This is a genomic window from Pseudomonas sp. F3-2, from assembly GCF_038804275.1.
In the GTDB taxonomy this organism is placed as follows: Bacteria; Pseudomonadota; Gammaproteobacteria; order Pseudomonadales; family Pseudomonadaceae; genus Aquipseudomonas.
The window spans coordinates 1,143,775-1,164,518 of record NZ_CP152388.1 but is presented as its reverse complement, the minus strand read 5'-3'; the positions used below and the strand labels follow the sequence as shown (position 1 = coordinate 1,164,518).

Annotated in this window: 18 protein-coding genes; 11 read left to right on the top strand and 7 right to left on the bottom strand. The window is 60.5% G+C overall.

Annotated elements, in window-relative coordinates:
- Positions 1 to 234: 234 nt before the first annotated feature.
- From AAGQ88_RS05285 to AAGQ88_RS05270, 4 genes are all read left to right on the top strand, one after another.
- Entirely contained in the window at positions 235 to 1,557 is a 1,323-nt protein-coding gene (locus AAGQ88_RS05285; protein ID WP_285423179.1) for an MFS transporter, read from the top strand.
- A gap of 291 nt (positions 1,558 to 1,848) precedes the next feature.
- Positions 1,849 to 2,274, top strand: coding sequence for a hypothetical protein (locus AAGQ88_RS05280; protein WP_342654615.1), 426 nt, complete (start codon positions 1,849 to 1,851; stop codon positions 2,272 to 2,274).
- 421 nt (positions 2,275 to 2,695) lie between these two features.
- Positions 2,696 to 3,019 carry a hypothetical protein gene (locus AAGQ88_RS05275; RefSeq protein ID WP_342654614.1) on the top strand — a complete coding sequence of 108 codons (324 nt, stop codon included), beginning with the start codon at positions 2,696 to 2,698 and terminating at the stop codon, positions 3,017 to 3,019.
- A gap of 204 nt (positions 3,020 to 3,223) precedes the next feature.
- Entirely contained in the window at positions 3,224 to 3,847 is a 624-nt protein-coding gene (locus tag AAGQ88_RS05270; protein WP_342654613.1) for a flavin reductase family protein, read from the top strand.
- On the opposite strand, the gene AAGQ88_RS05265 is transcribed toward AAGQ88_RS05270, so the two are convergent.
- Positions 3,848 to 4,087 (bottom strand): hypothetical protein, encoded by a 240-nt coding sequence (locus AAGQ88_RS05265; protein WP_285423175.1) that lies wholly within the window; start codon positions 4,085 to 4,087, stop codon positions 3,848 to 3,850.
- Positions 4,088 to 4,177: 90 nt separating this feature from the next.
- A complete protein-coding gene (locus AAGQ88_RS05260) occupies positions 4,178 to 4,531 on the bottom strand; it encodes an antibiotic biosynthesis monooxygenase family protein (RefSeq protein ID WP_342654612.1) in 354 nt (117 codons plus the stop codon).
- A 378-nt stretch (positions 4,532 to 4,909) separates the two neighbouring features.
- On the opposite strand from AAGQ88_RS05260, the gene AAGQ88_RS05255 reads away from it, so the two are divergent.
- Positions 4,910 to 5,818, top strand: coding sequence for an AraC family transcriptional regulator (locus AAGQ88_RS05255; protein WP_285423274.1), 909 nt, complete (start codon positions 4,910 to 4,912; stop codon positions 5,816 to 5,818).
- On the opposite strand, the gene AAGQ88_RS05250 is transcribed toward AAGQ88_RS05255, so the two are convergent.
- A complete protein-coding gene (locus tag AAGQ88_RS05250; RefSeq protein ID WP_342655744.1) occupies positions 5,819 to 7,261 on the bottom strand; it encodes an aldehyde dehydrogenase family protein in 1,443 nt (480 codons plus the stop codon).
- Positions 7,262 to 7,275: 14 nt separating this feature from the next.
- Positions 7,276 to 8,913, bottom strand: coding sequence for a 5-guanidino-2-oxopentanoate decarboxylase (locus tag AAGQ88_RS05245; RefSeq protein ID WP_342654611.1), 1,638 nt, complete (start codon positions 8,911 to 8,913; stop codon positions 7,276 to 7,278).
- Between the two features lie 157 nt (positions 8,914 to 9,070).
- Between AAGQ88_RS05245 and AAGQ88_RS05240 the strand changes: the two genes are divergently transcribed.
- The 3 genes from AAGQ88_RS05240 to AAGQ88_RS05230 all read left to right on the top strand — a co-directional run bounded on the left by AAGQ88_RS05240 (position 9,071) and on the right by AAGQ88_RS05230 (position 11,925).
- A complete protein-coding gene (locus AAGQ88_RS05240; protein WP_285423172.1) occupies positions 9,071 to 9,964 on the top strand; it encodes a LysR substrate-binding domain-containing protein in 894 nt (297 codons plus the stop codon).
- 193 nt (positions 9,965 to 10,157) lie between these two features.
- Entirely contained in the window at positions 10,158 to 10,289 is a 132-nt protein-coding gene (locus AAGQ88_RS05235) for a hypothetical protein (protein ID WP_285423278.1), read from the top strand.
- Positions 10,290 to 10,416: 127 nt separating this feature from the next.
- Positions 10,417 to 11,925 (top strand): MDR family MFS transporter, encoded by a 1,509-nt coding sequence (locus AAGQ88_RS05230; RefSeq protein WP_342654610.1) that lies wholly within the window; start codon positions 10,417 to 10,419, stop codon positions 11,923 to 11,925.
- Positions 11,926 to 11,986: 61 nt separating this feature from the next.
- Here AAGQ88_RS05230 and AAGQ88_RS05225 read toward each other — a convergent pair whose 3' ends face one another.
- Positions 11,987 to 12,799 (bottom strand): cache domain-containing protein, encoded by an 813-nt coding sequence (locus AAGQ88_RS05225; RefSeq protein ID WP_342655743.1) that lies wholly within the window; start codon positions 12,797 to 12,799, stop codon positions 11,987 to 11,989.
- A 337-nt stretch (positions 12,800 to 13,136) separates the two neighbouring features.
- A complete protein-coding gene (locus AAGQ88_RS05220; protein ID WP_093461554.1) occupies positions 13,137 to 13,799 on the bottom strand; it encodes a TetR family transcriptional regulator in 663 nt (220 codons plus the stop codon).
- A gap of 251 nt (positions 13,800 to 14,050) precedes the next feature.
- Here AAGQ88_RS05220 and AAGQ88_RS05215 point away from each other — a divergent pair, with 251 nt between their 5' ends.
- From AAGQ88_RS05215 to AAGQ88_RS05205, 3 genes are read left to right on the top strand one after another with little or no spacing between them, the layout of a single operon-like run.
- Positions 14,051 to 15,193 (top strand): efflux RND transporter periplasmic adaptor subunit, encoded by a 1,143-nt coding sequence (locus AAGQ88_RS05215; protein ID WP_285423170.1) that lies wholly within the window; start codon positions 14,051 to 14,053, stop codon positions 15,191 to 15,193.
- Between the two features lie 3 nt (positions 15,194 to 15,196).
- Positions 15,197 to 18,325: an efflux RND transporter permease subunit gene (locus AAGQ88_RS05210; RefSeq protein WP_285423169.1), complete on the top strand. Its 3,129-nt coding sequence runs from the start codon at positions 15,197 to 15,199 to the stop codon at positions 18,323 to 18,325.
- Positions 18,322 to 19,788, top strand: coding sequence for an AdeC/AdeK/OprM family multidrug efflux complex outer membrane factor (locus AAGQ88_RS05205; protein ID WP_285423168.1), 1,467 nt, complete (start codon positions 18,322 to 18,324; stop codon positions 19,786 to 19,788). Before AAGQ88_RS05210 ends, AAGQ88_RS05205 begins: the two co-directional genes overlap by 4 nt.
- A gap of 146 nt (positions 19,789 to 19,934) precedes the next feature.
- Here the strand turns inward: AAGQ88_RS05205 and pcaD are convergent, their stop codons facing one another.
- The gene (pcaD, locus tag AAGQ88_RS05200) at positions 19,935 to 20,723 is read right to left on the bottom strand and encodes a 3-oxoadipate enol-lactonase (protein WP_342654609.1); all 789 of its coding nucleotides are present in this window, start codon (positions 20,721 to 20,723) and stop codon (positions 19,935 to 19,937) included.
- Positions 20,724 to 20,744 lie beyond the last annotated feature (21 nt).

Genomic DNA, 20,744 nt, shown 5'->3' with positions numbered 1-20,744 from the left:
GGCTGAAGCCGGTCCTACGAAAAGCACGTGACGCATGTGTCATGACACCCCACACCCGCAGGACAATGAGCGGATTTTCGCTCAGGATTTTCGGGGAGCAAGCGGATTTCCGCTCATAGCCTGCCCCAAACCCCTTCTAAACCGGGCCTCTGGGCCATGGCACGGCTCCTGCTATCACACTCGCCAGACCGCATCGCTGCGCTCCCTCTAAAAACAATGATTGCAGGAAAACCTATGGCTATCCCCAACTCTGTGTCGAACGGCTCGACGGCTGCAACAGCCGCCGAGAAAACCACCGGCAGTCGTCTGAAATCCATTTTCAGCGGCTCCGTTGGGAACATGGTCGAATGGTACGACTGGTACGTCTACGCCGCATTCTCCCTCTATTTCGCCAAAGTATTCTTTCCCAAAGGCGATACCACCGCACAACTGCTCAACACCGCCGCGATCTTTGCCGTGGGCTTTCTGATGCGCCCGATCGGTGGCTGGCTGATGGGCCTTTATGCCGACCGCAAAGGCCGCAAAGCCGCATTGATGGCCTCGGTGCTGTTGATGTGCTTCGGGTCGCTGATCATCGCGTTGACCCCAGGCTACGAGACCATCGGTGTCGGCGCGCCGATCATGCTGGTGCTCGCTCGCCTCATGCAGGGGCTGTCGGTGGGTGGCGAATACGGCACTTCCGCCACTTATCTCAGCGAGATGGCGACCAAAGAGCGCCGCGGCTTTTATTCCAGCTTCCAGTACGTCACCTTGATCTCCGGCCAGCTCATCGCCTTGGCCGTGCTGATCGTGCTGCAGCAGGTGCTGACCACCGAGCAGTTGAATGAATGGGGCTGGCGTATCCCGTTCGCCATCGGCGCGTTGTGTGCAGTGGTGGCGCTGTTCCTGCGCCGCGGCATGGAAGAAACCGAATCGTTCACGCGCAAGAAAGAAGCCCCGAAAGAAAGCCTGATGCGCACGTTGATGCGTCATCCCAAAGAGCTGATGACGGTCGTCGGCCTCACCATGGGCGGCACGCTGGCGTTCTACACCTACACCACCTACATGCAGAAGTATCTGGTCAACACGGTCGGCATGAGCATTTCCGACTCCACCACCATTTCTGCCGCGACCTTGTTCCTGTTCATGTGCCTGCAGCCGGTCATCGGTGCGCTGTCCGACAAGGTCGGCCGTCGTCCGATCCTGATCGCCTTCGGCGTGCTGGGAACGCTCTGCACTGTGCCGATCCTGAGCACGCTGCACACGATCCAGACGTGGTGGGGCGCGTTCTTCCTGATCATGGCAGCGCTGATCATCGTCAGCGGCTACACGTCGATCAACGCGGTGGTCAAAGCGGAGTTGTTTCCGACCGAGATCCGCGCGCTCGGCGTCGGGCTGCCTTACGCGTTGACCGTATCGATATTCGGCGGCACCGCTGAGTACATTGCTTTGTGGTTCAAGAGCATTGGCATGGAGACCGGCTACTACTGGTACGTCACCGCGTGCATCGCGGTTTCTCTGCTGGTGTATGTGTTCATGAAGGACACCCGCAAGCACTCCCGCATCGAGACCGACTGACCGAATCAGCGTCGCAACGGCCCTGCCAGAGCGGTTTGCTGGAGCAAGAGCACCAGAAAAACCGGATCAGCGCCGGCTTTTCAGACGCCAAGCCATGGGGCAGCCACGCAAGTGGCTGCCCTTTTTGCTGCCGTGAACGCAGCTAAGTCGCTGAAACCGCTGGCCCTTTGCGTAGTATCAATTTCAGCGATGTTCGCTACTAATGCGATTGACTTCTTAATAATCCAGACGCGAGTAAAGTTAACTCCATACCGAGTTACCACTTAATTAAATAGATCTGGAGCAACTACCATGAAAACTAACAAACTGATCTTCGGCCTGGCCTTCTCGATTCTTGCCAGCAGCGCTTTTGCACTTCCAGCTGTCGATGCCAGCAAACACGTGAATGCCCCTGTCGTTGCAGAAAACGGTTCTTCCCATACCAACATTGGTCGCGTCGCTGCTGATGGTGCTGACCACGTAGGTGCCAACCGCGTTGCCGCTGACGGTGCTGACCACATAGGTGCCAACCGCGTTGCCGCTGACGGTGCTGACCACGTAGGTGCCAACCGCGTAGCTGCTGACGGCGCTGATCACGTGGGTGCCAACCGTGTTGCCGCTGACGGCGCTGACCACGTAGGTGCCAACCGTGTTGCCGCTGACGGTGCTGACCATGTTGGTGCAAATCGCGTCGCTGCTGACGGTGCCGATCACGTCGGTGCAAATCGCTTGAGCTGATTTTAAAAGGCTCATCCTCCAGCCCGGCTTCTGCCGGGCTTAATTTTTTCTGCATCAACAACCCGTTACAACCCACGGAATCCCTGACGTTCGATCTCCGCCTGGCAGATTTCCCCTGATCCTGATCCACTTGTGCAACTAGGCTTCAGCCTGCACCGCTCATCAGCAACGCAAAGCCATAAAAATTTACGACCACAAAACCAATGACAAGTCAACAGACAAATCTGACGATGCCGCTGTTTTTTGCCCCATTTCGGTTCAGCCTCCGCTGAAACGCTTTAAAACCGGGCGCTCCAGCCAACTATCAATTTTAGCGATGGTCGTTAGCAATGTTGTTAACTTCAACTTAATCCGTGCGCGCGTATTATTAGCTCCATACCCAAGTTGAAAAAATTATTGAACTTTCGCTGGAGCGAACATCATGAAAACTTCAAATATCCTGTTTGGCCTTAGTCTCTCCATCCTGGCATCGAGCGCTTTCGCTCTGCCTGTTTCTGACACTCATTCGGCATTGAATGGCACTGTTGTTGCGGAAGGTGGTTCGTCTCACACCAATGCTTCGCACACTGGTTCTTACCGTCAAGCCTCTGATGGCGCCGATCATGTTGGCGCGAATCGTCTGGCAGCAGACGGTGCCGATCACGTCGGTGCAAACCGTCAGGCCGCAGATGGTGCAGACCACGTTGGCGCAAACCGCCTGGCAGCAGACGGTGCCGATCACGTCGGTGCAAACCGCGTCAGCTGATCCGTTTCAACACGCTCTACGTTTCACGCTTCACGTTCCACCTCCCGAACTCCCTTTGTAGCCCGGCACATGCCGGGCTTTTTTTTGCCCGCAGGTTGGTCAGGTCTGGAATAGCGCGTGAATGCCTTGCACTATGACGGGCCTCATCCTCTGCGGACGTCATTGCCGATCCGCTGTGTAGAAGCACTTTTCAGGAAATGCGCCATGTCAGATGAAATTCATTTCTACGAACCCTCCAAGGGCCACGGCCTGCCGCACGACCCGTTCAACGCGATCGTGGGCCCACGGCCGATTGGCTGGATTTCGTCGAAAGATGCGCAAGGCAAGCTGAACCTCGCGCCGTACAGCTTCTTCAATGCGTTCAACTATGTGCCGCCGATCATCGGTTTCTGCAGCATCGGTCGCAAGGACAGCCTGAACAATATCGAGCAAACCGGCGAGTTCGTCTGGAATCTGGCGACGCGCCCGTTGGCCGAGCAAATGAACCTCAGCTGCGCAGCAGTGGCAGCCGACGTCAACGAATTCGAGCTGGCGAATCTGACCGCCGAGCCCTCGAAGATCGTCTCGGTGCCGCGCGTGAAAGAGACGCCCGTGGCCTTCGAGTGCAAGGTAACGCAGATCATCCAGCTGCAGCGCGCCGACAAGGAAGTCGTGCCGAGCTGGTTGATTCTGGGAGAAGTGGTGGCGATTCATATCGCCAAGCGGCTGCTCAAGGACGGCGTCTATGACACCGCGGCCGGCGAGCCGATCTTGCGCGGCGGCGGCCCCGCCGATTATTTCCAGTTGGGGCCAGAGTCGTTGTTCAAGATGTACCGCCCCAAAGCCTGATCAGTCCTGAGCGAACATCAGTTCGCCTTCGGATGTAACGTCGATCAGGCGCTCAAGTTCCTCGACCGCAGCCTGATCGGCGGCCAGCGCGGTTTTGAATGTCTGATCGAGCAGTACACGATGGAAAGTCGGCGCGCCACCGGCGCCCAACCCTTTGACGGCGATGGCGGCGCTGTAGCCTTCATTGCCCGGAACGGCGGCCGACACCGCTTCGTAATGCTGGAATTCTTTGCGTGCCATGAATCGAAAACCCTGCCTTGGTGAGAAGGCCGGGATTTTAAACCGTCAGCCGCACTTTGGCGCCCGCTCCATGACGGAGGGCGTGGGGCATCAACCGGCTTTGCGCATGTCGCCCATCTGGGCCGAGGCTTCGGCCTGAGCCGCACTGATGGTCGCGAAGGTCTGGAAATCCAGACTGCTCACCAGCCGCTCGGTCACCAGGTCAGCGAACACCTGGAGTTCGGGGTTGGAAAACCAGTCATTCATGGCCGATCGGTCAGCCCACGATCCACTGATCATCCAGACGTCGTCCTCGATCAGCGATTGCTGCAGGACAAAGTGCATGCAACCGGCGGCCTTGCGAGCAGGCGCGAGTAATGCGCTCAAGCGTGCGCCCACTTGCGCGCTGTTGCCGGCGCTTGAGCGAACTGATACGAGATGGCTCACGACTGATTGGCTGTGCATGGTCTGCGCTCCTTTTGATGCAGCCACAATCACGAAAGGCGTTGTGGCCGGAAGTGAAGATTAGGGGGACGCGGGTCAATCCCGTTAGCCGATTACTGCCAGGTTATTGCCTGATTCTGCGCTGGTAACCCGGCGCATGCAGTAATGAGCACCGGATTTGCCTGCTGCTGCATCGGACTTTCAAGCAATCGTCCCGGCATTACAGGGCCTTTCGTCGCGACAGGCATGAAGCGTTGGCAGAATCAGGCAATCATCCGACAGGATTCGCCTAACGCTTGCGCTTGCACAAAAATAAGCTGTGCTGCATCAACGCTCCGCCAGAGGAATTTCCCGATGTTGCCATCCGCTCTTGAGCCTACCGTATCGGACAGCCGCCCCATGCCTGAGCTGAGCGCGCAGTTGGAGCAGCAGCGTGCTGAGCTGGCCGACCTGATCCGCCGTCATGCGCCTACCGATGGCAGCTTCCAGACGGTGATCAAGCAACTGTTCATGGTGCGTCACGACCGTCCGCTGCAATCGGTGCCTGGCCTTGTACAACCGGCGTTGTGCATCATGGCCCAGGGCCGCAAGGACGTGACATTGGGTGGCGAAGTGTTCACCTATGATCCGCTCAACTACTTGGTGTTGTCAGTCGCACTGCCGATCAGCGGCAAGGTGATTCACGCGACGCCGGAAGACCCTCATCTGGCCATGCGCCTGGACATCGATCCGGCCGACATCAACGCGCTGATCGCCGAAGCGGGTCCCATGAGCGTGCCAACCCGGCCGAGTGGGCGCGGCATGTATGTCGAGCGCATCGACGCGCAGTTGCTCGACGCCGTCATCCGCCTGATTCGCCTGCTGGACAGCCCGAAAGACATTCCCATGCTGGCGCCGTTGATCACTCGGGAGATTCTTTACCGCCTGCTGCGTGGGAGTGAGGGATATCGTCTGTACGAAATCGCCATCTCGAATTGCCAGACCCATCGCGTCAGCCAGGCGATCAAATGGCTGAACAGCCACTTTCAGCAACCGCTGCGCATTGAGGAACTGGCCAGGGAGGTCAATCTGAGCGTGTCGACGTTGCACCACCGTTTCAAGGCAGTGACCGCCATGAGCCCGCTGCAGTACCAGAAGCAGCTGCGTTTGCAGGAAGCCCGGCGGTTGATGCTGTCCGACGGCCTCGAAGCGTCGGCAGCCGGTTACCGAGTGGGATACGAAAGCCCGTCGCAGTTTAGCCGCGAATACAGCCGTCTGTTCGGCGCGCCGCCCCTGCGAGACTTGGCGCGCCTGCGCAAAACACTGTGATCACACGGCGCGGATGACGTGCTTGATCTCCTGGAACGCTTGCAAGCCCCACGGGCCCAGCTCGCGTCCCAGACTGCTCTGTTTGTAACCGCCCCATGCCGCCTGCGCAAAGATGACCTGTGGCGCGTTGATCCAGACCAGCCCCGCCTGCAATGCATTGGCGACCCGCTCGGCATTCGCGGTGTCGCCACTGACCACGCTGGCGACCAGACCGAACTGGCTGTCGTTGGCCAGTGCGATCGCTTCAGCCTCTGAACCGAAGCCGCGCACACACAGTACTGGGCCGAATATCTCTTCGCGCCACAGCGCACTGTCCAGCGGCACCTGAGTGAACACCGCCGGTTGCAGGAAATACCCGCGAAGTTGATTGTCGGGACGTCCTCCGCCGCACAGCAGACGTGCCCCGGCTTGCTTGCCAGCCTCGATATGGGCAATCACCCGCTGGTATTGCGCCTGATTGACCAGCGGCCCCATTTCGGCGCCCTCTTCGAGCGGGCCGGCCACCTTGATCGACTCAGCCTTGGAGACGAGGCGTTCGAGAAACGGCTCCAGCAGCGCTTGCGCGACCAGCACCCGGCTGGTGGCTGAGCACATCTGGCCTGCGTTGAAGTAACCGCCGCCACTCGCCAGTTCCACTGCCAGGTCCAGATCGGCATCGGCGAGCACCAGCAACGACGATTTGCCGCCCAGTTCAAGGCTTACGCCCTTCACGGTCTCAGCCGCACGCTGCATGACCTGCACGCCCACCGCATTGCTGCCGGTGAAGGATATTTTCGCGACGCCCGGATGCCCGGACAGCGGCGCACCGACCGCTGCGCCAGTGCCGCATACCAGGTTGAAGACGCCGCCGGGCAGTCCGCTGGACGCGATGATATGCGCCAGCTCCAGTTCCGCCAGTGGCGTCACTTCCGAAGGTTTCAGCACTACGCAGCAACCTGCCGCCAGCGCGGGCGCCAGCTTCCACGCGGTCGTCACCATCGGAAAATTCCAAGGCACGATCAGGCCGACGACCCCACATGGCTCACGACGCAGTCGCGCGGTGAAGTCGTCGCTCGGCAGCTCCACGGCGGTGTTCTGCTGACCATCGGATGCCTCCGCCAGCGCAGCGTAATAACTGAAAGTGGCGATGACGTCATCGACGTCGATGCCTGCTTCGAAGGCTGGCTTGCCATTGTTGCGGCACTGCAGTTCGATCAGTTTTTCACGCTTGGCCGCCACGCCCGCGGCAATGTTGCGCAGGATCATGGCGCGCGCCGCGCCTGTGGTTTTTGACCAGGCCTCGAAAGCCTGGCGAGACGCCTGAACGGCGTCATCCACCGCCCTGGCGTCGCCGCCGGTCACAATGGCCAGACGCTCCTCGGTCGAAGGATTGATCACCGTCAGTTGCTCGCCGCCGGAACGCCATTGCCCGTCGATATACAGTCCAGCCAAAACCGGGTTCAACACAGTTGCCTCACTCACGATGCTTTCAATCCGTTCATCCAGCCACGCTGGTCAATTTCAATCACGGTCGGGCCGTTGCGTTCACTGGCGGCACGCAATGCAGCTTTCAGTTGCTCGACCTCGACCACCGTCTGGGCCGAGCAACCCAGGGCTTTGGCGACGCCGATGAAGTCAGGCGTGTAGATGTCCACGCCGACCGGCTCGATGGCGCGGTTGACCATGTATTTCTTGATCTCTTCGTAACCCTGGTTATTCCACAGCAACACGATGATCGGCGTCTTCGCTTCAACGGCGCTGGCAAGCTCGGACAAGGTGAATTGCAAACCACCGTCGCCGATCAGGCACGCCACCGGGTTGCGTTCGCCTGAGTCCTGACTGCCAAGCCAGGCCCCCACCGCCGCAGGCAGCGCATAACCCAGCGTGCCGTAGCCGGTGGAGGAATTGAACCAGCGGCGGGGCTCGTCCAGATCCAGCGTCAGGTTGCCGGTATAGACCGGCTGCGTGGAGTCGCCGACGATCACGGCCTTCGGCAAGACCTCGAGCACCGTGTGCAGGAACAGCGTCTGCCCGCGGGTCGCCTGATCCCAGCTCGCATCGAGCGTGGTTTTCAGCGCGGCGGCACGTGCCTGTCCCCAGCCCTCACTGCGCGGCGTCGAAGCCTCGTTTTTCACAGCGGCCACCAGCGCCTCGGCGGCCGTGCCGGCGTCGGACACCAGCGCCACTTTCGGCGGGAAGTTGCGCACAGTCTGGTCTGGATCGATGTCGATACGCAGCAGCGTGCCCGGGATCTTGAAGTGCCCCTGAAAAGTAATGTCGTAGTCGGTTTCCGCCAGCTCTGTCCCGATGGCCAGCACCACGTCAGCGGCCTCGATGATCTCGCGCGTCGGATCGAGCGACTGCGTAGAGCCGATGAGCAAGGGATGGCTGGCAGGCAACATGCCTTTGGCGTTGATCGTCAGCGCGACAGGCGCGTCCAGGTATTCGGCCAGATCCGTCAGAGGCGCCGCGGCATCAATCGCGCCGCCGCCTGCCAGAATCAGCGGTCGTCTGGCACCTGCCAGCAGCGCCGCCATTTGCTTGATTGCCACGGGCGCAGGCCCCGCGCGGGTGACCGAGACAGGTTGGCTGTCGAGCAAGTGATCGGCGTTTTCCACCAATACATCCAGCGGGATCTCGATGTGCACCGGGCGAGGACGGCCGGCCTGAAACAGCGCAAAGGCGCGCGCCAGTACCGCCGGCAGTTCGTCAGCCGACATCAGCGTGTGGGAAAACGCCGCAACGCCCGCCACCAACGCGCCCTGGGCCGGCAGTTCGTGCAGCTTGCCCCGCCCACCGCCCAGTTGACTGCGCGATTGCACACTGGAAATCACCAGCATCGGAATCGAATCGGCATAAGCCTGGCCCATGGCGGTGGTGATGTTGGTCATGCCCGGGCCGGTGATGATGAAGCACACACCCGGTTTGCCACGGGTACGCGCGTAGCCATCGGCCATGAAGCCTGCGCCCTGTTCATGGCGCGGGGTGATATGGGTGATCGACGAACTGGCCAGTCCGCGATACAGCTCGACGGTATGCACGCCCGGAATGCCGAACACCCGCTCGACGCCATAACCTTCCAGTAACTTGACCAATACTTCGCCGCACGTCGCCATGTGTCAGGGCCCTTTATTCAGTGTGATGACATCTGCGCCGCTCGCCGGACTGCGCCCGCTTGAGCATGCGCGGTCATTGGACCTGCGCGGCCATATCGGTGACAACGCAAAAAATGTCATGCTTAGCCATGTCTCCAGCTCATGCCTCGCGCCTGCCATGAAACGTCTGCCTCCCCTGCCCGCTCTGCACACCTTCCTGATCACGGCCCGTTGCTGCAATTTCACGCGTGCGGCGCAGCTGTTGCACATCACTCAAGGGGCGGTCAGCCGACAGATTTCCGGGCTGGAGAGCCACTTGGGCTATCGCCTCTTCCACCGCCAGGCCCGGGGTTTGAGCCTGACCGCCCAAGGTCGGGCGTTTTTTCCCCGCATCGAGCAGATCTTCAGCTTGCTCGAGGATGCGGTCGACGAGGTGGGCACGGCGCGCCAGGCACTGCAGTTGAAGGCGCCGACCTGCATCACGCGATGGCTGCTGCCGCGCTTGATGCAATGGCAAAAAGAACGGCCCGATGTCCCCGTGGAACTGACGACCACCATCGCTCACGGCGTGGACTTTCGACGAGAGCGCTTCGATGCGGCGGTGGTCTACGGCGCTCATCCCGGCGACTCGATGAACGTCCATCACCTGTTCGACGAACAGCTCACCCCCGTCTGCTCCCGATCGCTGATCGGCGAGTCGCAACCGCTCGCGCAATACAGCGACCTGGAACGACACATGCTGCTGCACCCCACGCTGGACGAGCAGGACTGGACGCAGTGGTTGAAAGCGGCGGGCACCCGGCTGAGCAACGTCGGCAAGGGTCAGCATTTCGATACGATGGACCTGGCGATGACCGTGGCGTCTCAAGGGTCAGGCGTGGCCATGGGCGATTGGGCCCTGATCGGCGAAGACCTGAGCGCAGGTCGGCTGGTCACACCGTTCGAGCTCAAGCTCAGAACGGGTGCGGCGTACTATTTCGTCTACCCGGAGCGCGCGACCGTCCCTGCACAACTCAATGAACTGCTGGACTGGCTGAAGACCCAGGCTGCCCAGCGGCAGATTGCGCACTGACTGCCCAGAACGGCTGCATGAGCGCATCTCTGGCAGCCGCGCGGTCGATATAAACATTCAATCCCGTTCCCTGCGCCATGATGGCCATCGGCGCCTACACTGACCTTAACGGTAGAAATTCATTTTTGACCGGATCGAGGCAGACGTCATGAAAACCACAATAAAAAGACAGTGCGTTTATGTAGCCGCCGTTGTGACTGTACTCAGCATCTATGCAGCGGGCGCCTACAGGATCGAGCAGCTTCGCAGTGAACCGCGCATGGCGGTGGTCTGCACCTTCGGCCATTGCATGCCGACGGACGCCAGTTTCAGCGCCCTGCGCTGACGATCGCAGGTTGCGAGCCAAGTGAATCGATACAGCCGGCTATCGATTAGCAAGCTAACGGACTAGACTGGACACACTTTTCCCGCGCAGCTCTGCGAGGGTCAACTTGCCAGTTCGAGTCTTATCCGTGACGAGCCTCAACCAACCCCGCCCGGACATCCGCAGCATTCTGTTCGCGTTGATGATGGCTGTATTCCTCAGCGCGCTGGACCAGACCATCGTGGCGGTGTCGATGCCCGCCATTTCTGCCCAATTCAAAGACTTTGACCTGCTGGCCTGGGTGATCTCGGCCTACATGGTCGCCCTCACCGTGGCCGTGCCGATCTACGGCAAACTAGGCGACCTGTACGGGCGCCGTCGCCTGATGTTGTTCGGCCTGAGCACCTTCACGATTGCCTCACTGTTCTGCGCCATGGCCCAGAGCATGGAACAACTGGTGCTGGCGCGGGTGCTTCAAGGCATCGGCGCGGGCGGCATGGTCTCGGTCAGTCAGGCCATCATCGGCGACATCGTGCCGCCTCGCGAACGTGGGCGATATCAGGGTTATTTCAGCGGCATGTACGCGGCGGCCAGTGTGGCGGGGCCGGTTCTGGGCGGATTCATGACCGAATATCTGTCGTGGCGCTGGGTGTTCATCATCAACCTGCCGCTGGGCTTCGCAGCGTGGTGGGTGGCACGCAAGACCCTCGTCGGGCTGCCGGTTCCGCAGCGTAAACCGATCATCGATTACCTCGGGACGGTGCTGATGATCATCGGCCTGACGGCCTTGCTCCTTGGCATCACTGAAATCGGTCAAGGCCACAGCTGGCAGGACGAACACGTGCAGTTGCAACTGGGCGTGGCGCTGCTGGCGCTGGTGATCTTCGTCCTCTACGAACGCCGCACCCGCGAGCCGTTGCTGCCGATGCACCTGTTTACAAATCGCAGCGCGGTTCTGTGCTGGTGCACGATTTTCTTCACCAGTTTCCAGGCGATTTCGCTGATCGTTCTGCTGCCGCTGCGCTTTCAGACCGTCACCGGTGGCGGTGCCGACAGCGCTGCACTGCACTTGATGCCGCTCGCCATCGGCATGCCGATGGGCGCGTACTTCGGCGGGCGCAGAACTTCGCTGACGGGGCGCTACAAGCCCATCATCCTTACGGGTGCGCTGCTCATGCCGCTGGCAATCCTCGGCATCGCCTTCACGCCGCCGCAGTCGGCGCTGCTGACCGGGCTGTTCATGGTGCTGACGGGGATCGCCAGCGGGATGCAATTCCCGACCTCACTGGTCGGTACGCAGAACTCGGTGGAGATGAAAGACATGGGCGTGGCCACCAGCACCACCAATCTGTTCCGCTCATTGGGCGGTGCCGTCGGCGTGGCGAGTATGTCCGCTCTGTTGCTGGCGATGCTCGCGGGTTCCGGGATTGCCCAGGCAGATCACAGCATGATCGGCGTCGAAGGCAGCTCCGGCAACCTGTTGATGGACAGCCTGCACGCAGCCAGCGGCCCCGCGCTGGATCTGTTGCGTGGACAACTGTCGATGACGTTCCAGCACCTGTTGATGGGCAGCGCCGCGGTATCGCTGCTGGGTCTGGCGGCAGCGCTGGCGATGCCCAATCATCTGCTGCGCGGGCGCGAAGACAAGGACCGCTGAAACCGTGCTTGCGAACCTGTGGGACTGCTTCCCACAGGTGTCGACTCAACGGCCCGACAACTCAGCCGTTGTAATACCCCACGGCAACCAGGAAATGGCCCACTTTGCGGACGTACGCGTGTTTGCGTTCGATCTTGCTGGTGACCGGATTACGCCAGCGATACTCGTACTCGCCTTCGGCCTGCTTTTTGATCATTTCCAGTATCGGCGCCCCCACCGGCTTGCCTTCCGGGTCCTTGACCTTGCTGAAATCGGTATTAACCAGCCGCAAGTTGGTGCCGTGGGCGACGTATCGCTTGGTGTCGACGTCGACCACGAACACATAAAGGTCATCTTGAAGGAATCCGCCCTTGAGGCTATTGATGGCCTGAACGGTGCCCTCCGTGTCCTGTTCGAGCGCCTTGGACGCCTTGTCCAGCAAGGCGCGAGCTTGCTCGGGCGACGCACGGGGCAAGTAATAGCCCACCGCCAGAACGCGGTCGCCGATGCGTTGAAAATACACGCGCTTGCGCTCGACCTTGCCATCGCGCCAGTTCTGCCAGCGGTATTCGGCCTGTTGAATGCCGGCGCTTTCCGGGGTCTGCAACACCTGCTTGAAGGCCTTCTGCAAATCGGGATCGAGGACCGAAGAAACGTCGCGCCCGATGAGCACGACAGAGGGCCCGCCGCTGGCCAGCATGATGCCGTTGGTGTCGGTCACGAACACATAACGCTCACCATCGACGAACTCGCCCTGACGACTGAATTCGGCCAATGCCTTGTCGCCCTGCTGCTGATAGCGCGCCACCGCTTTTTCCAGCAGCGCTCTGGCGGCCGGAGCCTCTTGCGCTTCATCGCCCGTCGCCCACGCCTGGCCGATGCACAGGCAGGCCAGCAAGCCGAAAAATTGCCTTCTCAACGCTCCACATCCTGAAACGACCGGCATCGCGCTTACCCCGTTTTTATTGGTTTGGCAGCAAGCTTAGACGGACGATGGCAATAGGGAAGCATTCGGGCGCTGGATGAACGGCGTGCGCATCCTCAAGAGGCAGCGGCAGGCTGTCGCTTGGCTGAATGCGAAGATGAATTCAGGTAAAGGCTCGGTAAACCTCCTGTTCAATCGGAAAGAACGAATGTATAGATGCAGGCTAAGCGCCACACAGTTATAGTCCAACGCGTGAACAGGCCGAACGGCGTGGCTTGCAGACGATATGACGGGGACCGGAGGCGAATCAGGCGAGTCGCGCGACGGCTTCGGGCGCAGGGTCGCGCAGCGCCGGGCTGAAGCGCAGCATGTCCAGCACGGTTTCGACAAGACGTTCGGCGTCGTCGTACAGCGAGAAGCTGTCAGGCACCAGCAGCCACTGACCGAGAATGCCGTGAATATAAGCGTGCAGACACAACGCGCCGCGCCGGGGGTTCAGGTCGGCGGGCAACTGTCCCTGACGCGCAGCATTACCCAGCGCAAGTGCAATGCGCTCATTGGCATCGAGCCAGACCGACTGACGCTGACGGCGCATGTCACACATTTCATCGGTGAACTCGAATTTATGAAACAGGATTTCATTGATGCGGCGGGTTTTGGGATCTTGTGCAACTTGCTGAAACAAATGAATCAGAAGTTTTCGCGTCCAGCCAAGTGGATCGACTTCGTCTTCGCTCTCGCTGGCCCTGGCCATTTCCTCCAGCGGCTCGTGCAGGCTGTCGAGCATCGCCTGCACCAGATCGGCCTTGTTGCTGAAGTGCCAGTAGATAGCGCCTCGGGTCACCCCTGCCAGCGCGGCGATGTCTGCCAAGGTCGTGCGCGCAACGCCACGGTCGTAAAAAGCCTGCTCAGCGGCTTCAAGAATCTGCCTGCGGGTTTCCTGGGCTTCCTCTTTCGTGCGACGGACCATGGCAGTAAATCCTCAATAAAAATGCTTCAGGCTCTCTGGTCGAGTGGCCTGAACAGCATGCCGGGCGGCCTTTGTAATGCCTTGTCCCGGACCTACAATCGATGCCCCCGCTGCGTTCGAGTGTCGCAGGCGCGGGTGTTTACAAACAACCGTGAACGTAAGTATATTCATTAGCTTGCTACTTATCCAGCCGGAACGCTTAAACACCCCTTCCACTTTTCATGAGCCATGCTCCTGACCCGAGGATCTTCATGCAATTCAAGCCAGCTGTTACCGTACTGGTCACTGCCGCCGCCTTGGCATCGCTGCTCAGCGGATGCAGTAAAAAGGAAGACGCGGCCGCGGCTGCACCACCGCCCCCTCAGGTCGGCGTCGTGACTATCCAGCCTCAAGCCTACACACTGATTTCCGACCTGCCAGGCCGCACCACGGCTTACCGCGTCGCCGAAGTGCGTCCACAGGTCAACGGCATCATTCTCAAACGGCTGTTCACCGAAGGCTCCGACGTGAAGGCCGGTCAGCAGCTGTATCAGATCGACCCGGCGGTCTATGAGGCTAACCTCAACAGCGCCAAGGCGACCTACGACTCCAACAAGTCGCTCGCTGATCGCTACAAGCAGTTGATCAACGAACAGGCCGTCAGCCGTCAGGAATACGACACCGCCGTTGGCAATGCTCGCCAGGCTCAGGCCGCCGTGCAGACTGCCGAGATCAACCTGCGCTACACCAAAGTGTACGCGCCGATTTCCGGTCGCATCAGCCGCTCGCTGGTCACCGAAGGCGCGCTGGTCAGCAACGGCCAGGCCGATGCGATGGCAACCATTCAACAGCTCGACCCGATCTACGTAGACGTGATCCAGTCGTCGGCCGAGATGCTGCGTCTGCGCCGCGAATTGGAAAGCGGCAAGCTGCAGAAAGCGGGCGACAACGCGGCGAAAGTCAAACTGACCCTGGAAGACAACAGCCAGTACCCGACTGACGGCAAGCTGGAGTTTTCTGAAGTGTCGGTCGACCAGACCACGGGCTCCGTGACACTGCGCGCCGTGTTCCCCAACCCGACCCACACGCTGCTGCCGGGCATGTTCGTGCACGCGCGTCTGCAATCGGGTGTGAACGAACAAGCTCTCCTCGTCCCACAGCAAGGCGTGACCCGTGACCTGAAAGGCACGCCGACCGCGTTGGTGGTGAACAAGGACGACAAAGTCGAACTGCGTACCCTCGTCGCCAACCGCACCAGCGGCACGGACTGGGTCGTGGAGAAAGGTCTGAGCGCGGGTGACCGCGTTATTACCGAAGGCCTGCAGTACGTCAAGCCAGGCGCGCAGGTGAAAGTGGCCGAGGCGACCAACATCAAACCTGCTGCCGCCCCGGCTCCCGCGCAAGGGAGTAACTGATCCATGTCGAAGTTTTTCATCGACCGACCGATTTTCGCCTGGGTTATCGCCCTAGTGATCATGCTGGTCGGTGCGTTATCGATTCTCAAGCTGCCGATCAACCAGTATCCGGCGATCGCGCCACCGGCCATCGCCATTCAGGTGACCTACCCGGGTGCGTCTGCACAGACCGTGCAGGACACCGTGGTGCAGGTGATCGAACAGCAGATGAACGGCATCGACAACCTGCGCTATATCTCGTCTGAAAGTAACTCCGATGGCAGCATGACCATCACGGTGACCTTCAACCAGGGCACCAACCCGGATATCGCTCAGGTACAGGTGCAGAACAAGCTGAACCTGGCGACCCCGCTGCTGCCGCAAGAAGTGCAGCAGCAGGGTCTGCGCGTGACCAAGGCAGTGAAGAACTTCCTGATGGTGGTCGGTCTGGTGTCGGAAGACGGCAGCATGGCCAAGGAAGACTTGTCCAACTACATCGTTTCCAACATTCAGGATCAGATCGCGCGTACTCCCGGCGTGGGTGACTTCCAGGTGTTCGGTGCGCAGTATGCGATGCGCATCTGGCTCGACCCGGACAAGCTGAACAACTTCCAGCTGACCCCGGTCGACGTCAAGACCGCCATCACTGCGCAGAACGTTCAGGTGTCGTCCGGTCAGATCGGTGGTCTGCCAGCGGTCAAGGGCCAGCAGCTCAACGCCACCATCATCGGCAAGACCCGTCTGCAAACCGCCGAGCAGTTCGGCAACATCCTGCTCAAGGTCAATCAGGACGGCTCTCAGGTTCGCCTGAAAGATGTCGCCAGCATTGGTCTGGGCGGTGAGAACTACAGCGTCGACGCACAGTTCAACGGTAAGCCGGCCTCGGGTCTGGCGATCAAACTGGCGACCGGTGCCAACGCGCTGGACACTGCCAAGGCGATCCGCGACACCGTCAGCCGTCTGGAACCTTTCTTCCCGCCAGGCATGAAAGTCGTATACCCGTATGACACCACGCCTGTGGTCAAGGAGTCGATCAACGGCGTTGTTCACACACTGGGTGAAGCAATCGTCCTGGTGTTCCTGGTGATGTATCTGTTCCTGCAGAACTTCCGCGCCACTGTCATCACCACGATGACGGTACCGGTCGTACTGCTGGGCACCTTCGGTATCCTTGCCGCCGCCGGTTTCACCATCAACACGCTGACCATGTTCGGGATGGTGCTGGCCATCGGTCTGCTGGTGGACGATGCCATCGTTGTGGTGGAGAACGTCGAGCGGGTCATGGCCGAGGAGCATTTGTCTCCCAAGGAAGCGACGCGCAAATCCATGCAGCAGATCCAGGGCGCCCTCGTCGGTATCGCCATGGTGCTCTCTGCGGTACTGCTGCCAATGGCATTCTTTGGCGGATCCACGGGCGTGATCTACCGCCAGTTCTCGATCACCGTGGTATCGGCCATGGCGCTCTCGGTACTGGTCGCGCTGATCTTCACCCCTGCCCTCTGCGCCACGATTCTCAAGCCGATCGATCCCGAGAAGCACGGCCAGCCGCGCAAGGGTTTCTTTGGCTGGTTCAACCGCACCTTCGACCGCAGCGTACTGAGCTACGAGCGCGGCGTCGGCAACGTCATCCGCCACAAGATCCCGTCGTTCCTCGTCTATATCCTGATTTTCGCGGGCATGATCTGGATGTTTACCCGCATCCCGACCGCTTTCCTGCCCGAAGAGGATCAGGGCGTGATCTTCGCCCAGGTGCAAACGCCGCCCGGCTCTACCGCCGAGCGGACTCAGAACACCCTGGACAAGATGCGCGAATACCTGCTGACCGACGCAGGCGTCAACTCGGTGTTCACCGTCAACGGCTTCAACTTCGCCGGTCGCGGTCAGAGCTCGGGTCTGGCGTTCGTAATGCTCAAGTCGTGGGAAGAGCGGGATTCGTCGAACAGCGTGTTCGAGGTGGCCAAGCGTGCGCAGGCGCACTTCTTCGGTTTCCGTGACGCCATGTCGTTCGCCGTCGTTCCTCCCGCCGTACTGGAACTGGGTAACGCCACCGGTTTCGACCTGTACCTGCAGGATCAGGCCGGTCTTGGCCACGAGAAACTGATGCAGGCGCGTAACCAACTGCTGGGGCTGGCCGCGCAGAGCAAGATTCTGACGGGCGTACGTCCGAACGGTCTGACCGACGAGCCGCAATACCAGTTGCTGATCGATGACGAAAAAGCCCGAGCGCTGGGCGTGACGCAATCGGACATCAACACCACCCTGTCGGTGGCGATGGGCGGTAACTACGTCAACGACTTCATCGACCGTGGCCGCGTGAAGAAGGTTTACATCATGGGTAATCCGAAATCCCGGATGAGCCCTGAAGACCTGAAAAAGTGGTACGTGCGCAACGCCAGCGGCACGATGGTCCCGTTCGACGCCTTCGCCACCGGCGAGTGGGTGTTCGGCTCGCCGAAGCTGTCGCGCTACAACGGTGTTCCGGCCGAGGAGATTCTCGGTACGCCGGCGCCGGGTTACAGTACCGGCCAGGCGATGGCCGAAATCGAAAACCTGGCCAAGCAGCTGCCACAGGGCATCGGTTACTCCTGGACAGGTCTGTCGTTCGAGGAGCGACTTTCCGGTTCGCAGGCCCCGGCGCTGTATGCGATATCGGTTCTGGTGGTGTTCCTCTGCCTCGCGGCGCTGTACGAAAGCTGGTCGATTCCGATCGCGGTTCTGCTCGTCGTTCCACTGGGCGTCATCGGTGCGTTGATGGCAACCAGCCTGCGCGGCCTGTCCAACGACGTGTTCTTCCAGGTGGGTCTGTTGGTGACGGTGGGCCTGGCGGCGAAGAACGCCATTCTGATCGTCGAGTTCGCCAAGGAACTGCATGAACAGGGCAAGTCGCTGATGGATGCGGCGGTGGAAGCGTGCCGGATGCGTCTGCGTCCGATCGTGATGACGTCGATGGCGTTCATTCTCGGTGTGGTTCCGCTGACGATCTCCAGTGGCGCAGGTTCAGGCAGCCAGCATTCGATCGGTACCGGCGTTATCGGCGGTATGATCACGGCGACGATTCTGGCGATCTTCTGGGTACCTCTGTTCTTCGTTTCGGTATCCTCGCTGTTCAAGAGCAAACAGAAAGAAACCCCACACGATGAGGCTGGCCAATGAGCAAGTCCCTGATCTCGCTGGCAGTTACCGCGTTCATTCTCGGCGGCTGCTCGTTGATCCCCGATTACAATCAGCCTGCAGCACCGGTGCCCGCACAGTATCCGCAAGGTCCGGCGTATTCGCCGGCCCAGGCGGCCAACCAGGCGGCCGCCGAGCAAGGCTGGCGTCAGTTCTTCCACGATCCGGCGCTGCAACAGCTGATCCAGACATCGCTTGAAAACAACCGTGATCTGCGCGTTGCCGCGTTGAACATCGACGCCTACCGGGCGCAGTACCGCATTCAGCGTGCGGACCTGTACCCAGGCATCAATGCACAGGCGACCGGCACGCGTCAGCGTGTGCCGGGCGACCTGTCGCAGACCGGTGAGGCTGGCATCAGCAGCCAGTACTCGGTGGGTCTGGGCGTAAGCGCCTATGAACTGGACCTGTTCGGCCGCGTGCGCAGCCTGAGCGAGCAGGCTCTGGAAACCTACTTCGCTGGCGAAGAAGCCCGTCGCAGCACGCAGATCAGCCTGGTGGCCAACGTCGCCAACGCTTATCTGACCTGGCAGGCGGACAAGGAGCTGTTGAAGCTGACGCAGGACACACTCGGTGCGTTCGAAGAAAGCTTGCGTCTGACCTCGCGCAGCAACGAAGTCGGTGTCGCCTCGGCACTGGATCTGGCGCAATCGCGTACGTCGGTTGAAAGCGCCCGCGTGAAGCTGGCGCAGTATCAGCGTCTGGTCGCGCAGGACGAGAACAACCTGGTGCTGTTGCTGGGCACTGCCCTGCCCGCCAACCTGCCGGCCTCGCAACCGCTGAGCGCCGACATGCTCAACGAGCTGCCGCCCGGGCTGCCTTCGGAGTTGCTGCAACGTCGTCCGGATATCCTCCAGGCCGAGCACAGCCTCAAGGCCGCCAACGCGAACATCGGCGCGGCGCGTGCCGCGTTCTTCCCCAGCATCAGCCTGACGGCCAGTGCCGGTACCGCGAGTGGCGATCTGAGCGGCCTGTTCAAAGGCGGCTCAGGCACCTGGCTGTTCGAGCCGACGATCAATCTGCCCATCTTCAACGCCGGCAGCCTGCGGGCCAGCCTGGATTACTCGAAGATCCAGAAAGACATCGGCGTCGCCAACTACGAGAAGGCGATTCAGACAGCGTTCCAGGAAGTCTCCGACGGACTGGCTTCGCGCAAGACCTTCACCGATCAGTTGCGCGCACAGACCGATTTCGTCAACGCCAACCAGGATTACTACCGCCTGGCCGAGCGTCGTTATCGTATCGGGATCGACAGCAACCTGACGTTCCTCGACGCTCAGCGCCAGCTGTTCAGTGCTCAGCAGTCGCTGATCACCGATCGCCTGTCGCAGCTGAACAGCGAGGTCAACCTGTACCGCGCCCTCGGCGGCGGCTGGTATGAACAAACCCCGACCGGCCAGCAACAGCCGACCTCGGGCGATGTCCCCTCGACACGCTTGTTCTGATCCACGCTCAATAAAAAAACCCACCGTCTGGTGGGTTTTTTTATTGCTGTTGGCATCGCCCGTCAGTTCGGACAGCAGCCCTTACCGGCCGCAGGAGCTGCGCGAATGAATGCCTTCCCACAATGGGGATGCGCTCGAACTGGGTATCAGCTCAGCAGGAACTCTCTCACACGCAGGGTAAACGTTTCGCCCAGTTCGACGTTGGAAAGGTGCGCCGCGTAGTAGTCAGACAGCTGCGAACCATGGATATGGTTCTGCAGGTAGTGACCGTCCGCCACCGTCGTCACTGCATCATGACTGCCGCATATTATGAGGGTGTCCACCGTGATTGACCCGACCTGCTTGCGAAAATCGACGTCGCGCACCGCAGCACAGCATGCGGCGTAACCCAGTGGCGAGGTCGCGGCCAATACGTCCGTAACCGCCTTGACCTTGTCGGCATGATCGCGCGCGAACTCAGGGGTGAACCAGCGTCCTACCGCACCGGCGCCTAATTCCTTCATCGCCTGTTCACCGCCTTTTTCGATCATCTCGATGCGCGGTCCCCACATCTCCGGACCACCGATTTTGGCAGCGGTGTTGCACAGGATCAGCTTGTGCAGACGGTCATTGGCGTGAATGCCCAGCCACTGGCCGATCAGGCCGCCCATGGACAGCCCGCAAAAATGCGCGCGCTTGATGTTCAGCGCGTCGAGCAAGGCCAGCACATCGCGGCCCAGCTGCTCGACGGTGTATGGCCCTTGGGTGACGAGCGACTTGCCGTGGCCGCGAGTGTCGTAACGAACCACACGGAATGACTGGCTGAACGCTGCGACCTGCGCGTCCCACATGTGCAGGTCGGTGCCCAGGGAGTTGGACAGCACCAGCACGGGCGCGTCGGCCGGCCCGTCGATCTGGTAATGCATTTCACCGTCTTCAAGTTGTACGAATGCCATAGCGGCCCCCTTTTGCGGACT

What these genes read in the sequence shown, in the direction of transcription:
- AAGQ88_RS05265 (WP_285423175.1), bottom strand. Translation starts at nt 4,087, where the DNA reads ATGGCACGCAAAGAATTCCAGCATTACGAAGCGGTGTCGGCCGCCGTT.
- AAGQ88_RS05280 (WP_342654615.1), top strand. Translation starts at nt 1,849, where the DNA reads ATGAAAACTAACAAACTGATCTTCGGCCTGGCCTTCTCGATTCTTGCC.
- AAGQ88_RS05255 (WP_285423274.1), top strand. Translation starts at nt 4,910, where the DNA reads ATGCCTGAGCTGAGCGCGCAGTTGGAGCAGCAGCGTGCTGAGCTGGCC.
- AAGQ88_RS05270 (WP_342654613.1), top strand. Translation starts at nt 3,224, where the DNA reads ATGTCAGATGAAATTCATTTCTACGAACCCTCCAAGGGCCACGGCCTG.
- pcaD (WP_342654609.1), bottom strand. Translation starts at nt 20,723, where the DNA reads ATGGCATTCGTACAACTTGAAGACGGTGAAATGCATTACCAGATCGAC.
- AAGQ88_RS05285 (WP_285423179.1), top strand. Translation starts at nt 235, where the DNA reads ATGGCTATCCCCAACTCTGTGTCGAACGGCTCGACGGCTGCAACAGCC.
- AAGQ88_RS05215 (WP_285423170.1), top strand. Translation starts at nt 14,051, where the DNA reads ATGCAATTCAAGCCAGCTGTTACCGTACTGGTCACTGCCGCCGCCTTG.
- AAGQ88_RS05260 (WP_342654612.1), bottom strand. Translation starts at nt 4,531, where the DNA reads ATGCACAGCCAATCAGTCGTGAGCCATCTCGTATCAGTTCGCTCAAGC.
- AAGQ88_RS05205 (WP_285423168.1), top strand. Translation starts at nt 18,322, where the DNA reads ATGAGCAAGTCCCTGATCTCGCTGGCAGTTACCGCGTTCATTCTCGGC.
- AAGQ88_RS05240 (WP_285423172.1), top strand. Translation starts at nt 9,071, where the DNA reads ATGAAACGTCTGCCTCCCCTGCCCGCTCTGCACACCTTCCTGATCACG.
- AAGQ88_RS05210 (WP_285423169.1), top strand. Translation starts at nt 15,197, where the DNA reads ATGTCGAAGTTTTTCATCGACCGACCGATTTTCGCCTGGGTTATCGCC.
- AAGQ88_RS05220 (WP_093461554.1), bottom strand. Translation starts at nt 13,799, where the DNA reads ATGGTCCGTCGCACGAAAGAGGAAGCCCAGGAAACCCGCAGGCAGATT.
- AAGQ88_RS05275 (WP_342654614.1), top strand. Translation starts at nt 2,696, where the DNA reads ATGAAAACTTCAAATATCCTGTTTGGCCTTAGTCTCTCCATCCTGGCA.
- AAGQ88_RS05245 (WP_342654611.1), bottom strand. Translation starts at nt 8,913, where the DNA reads ATGGCGACGTGCGGCGAAGTATTGGTCAAGTTACTGGAAGGTTATGGC.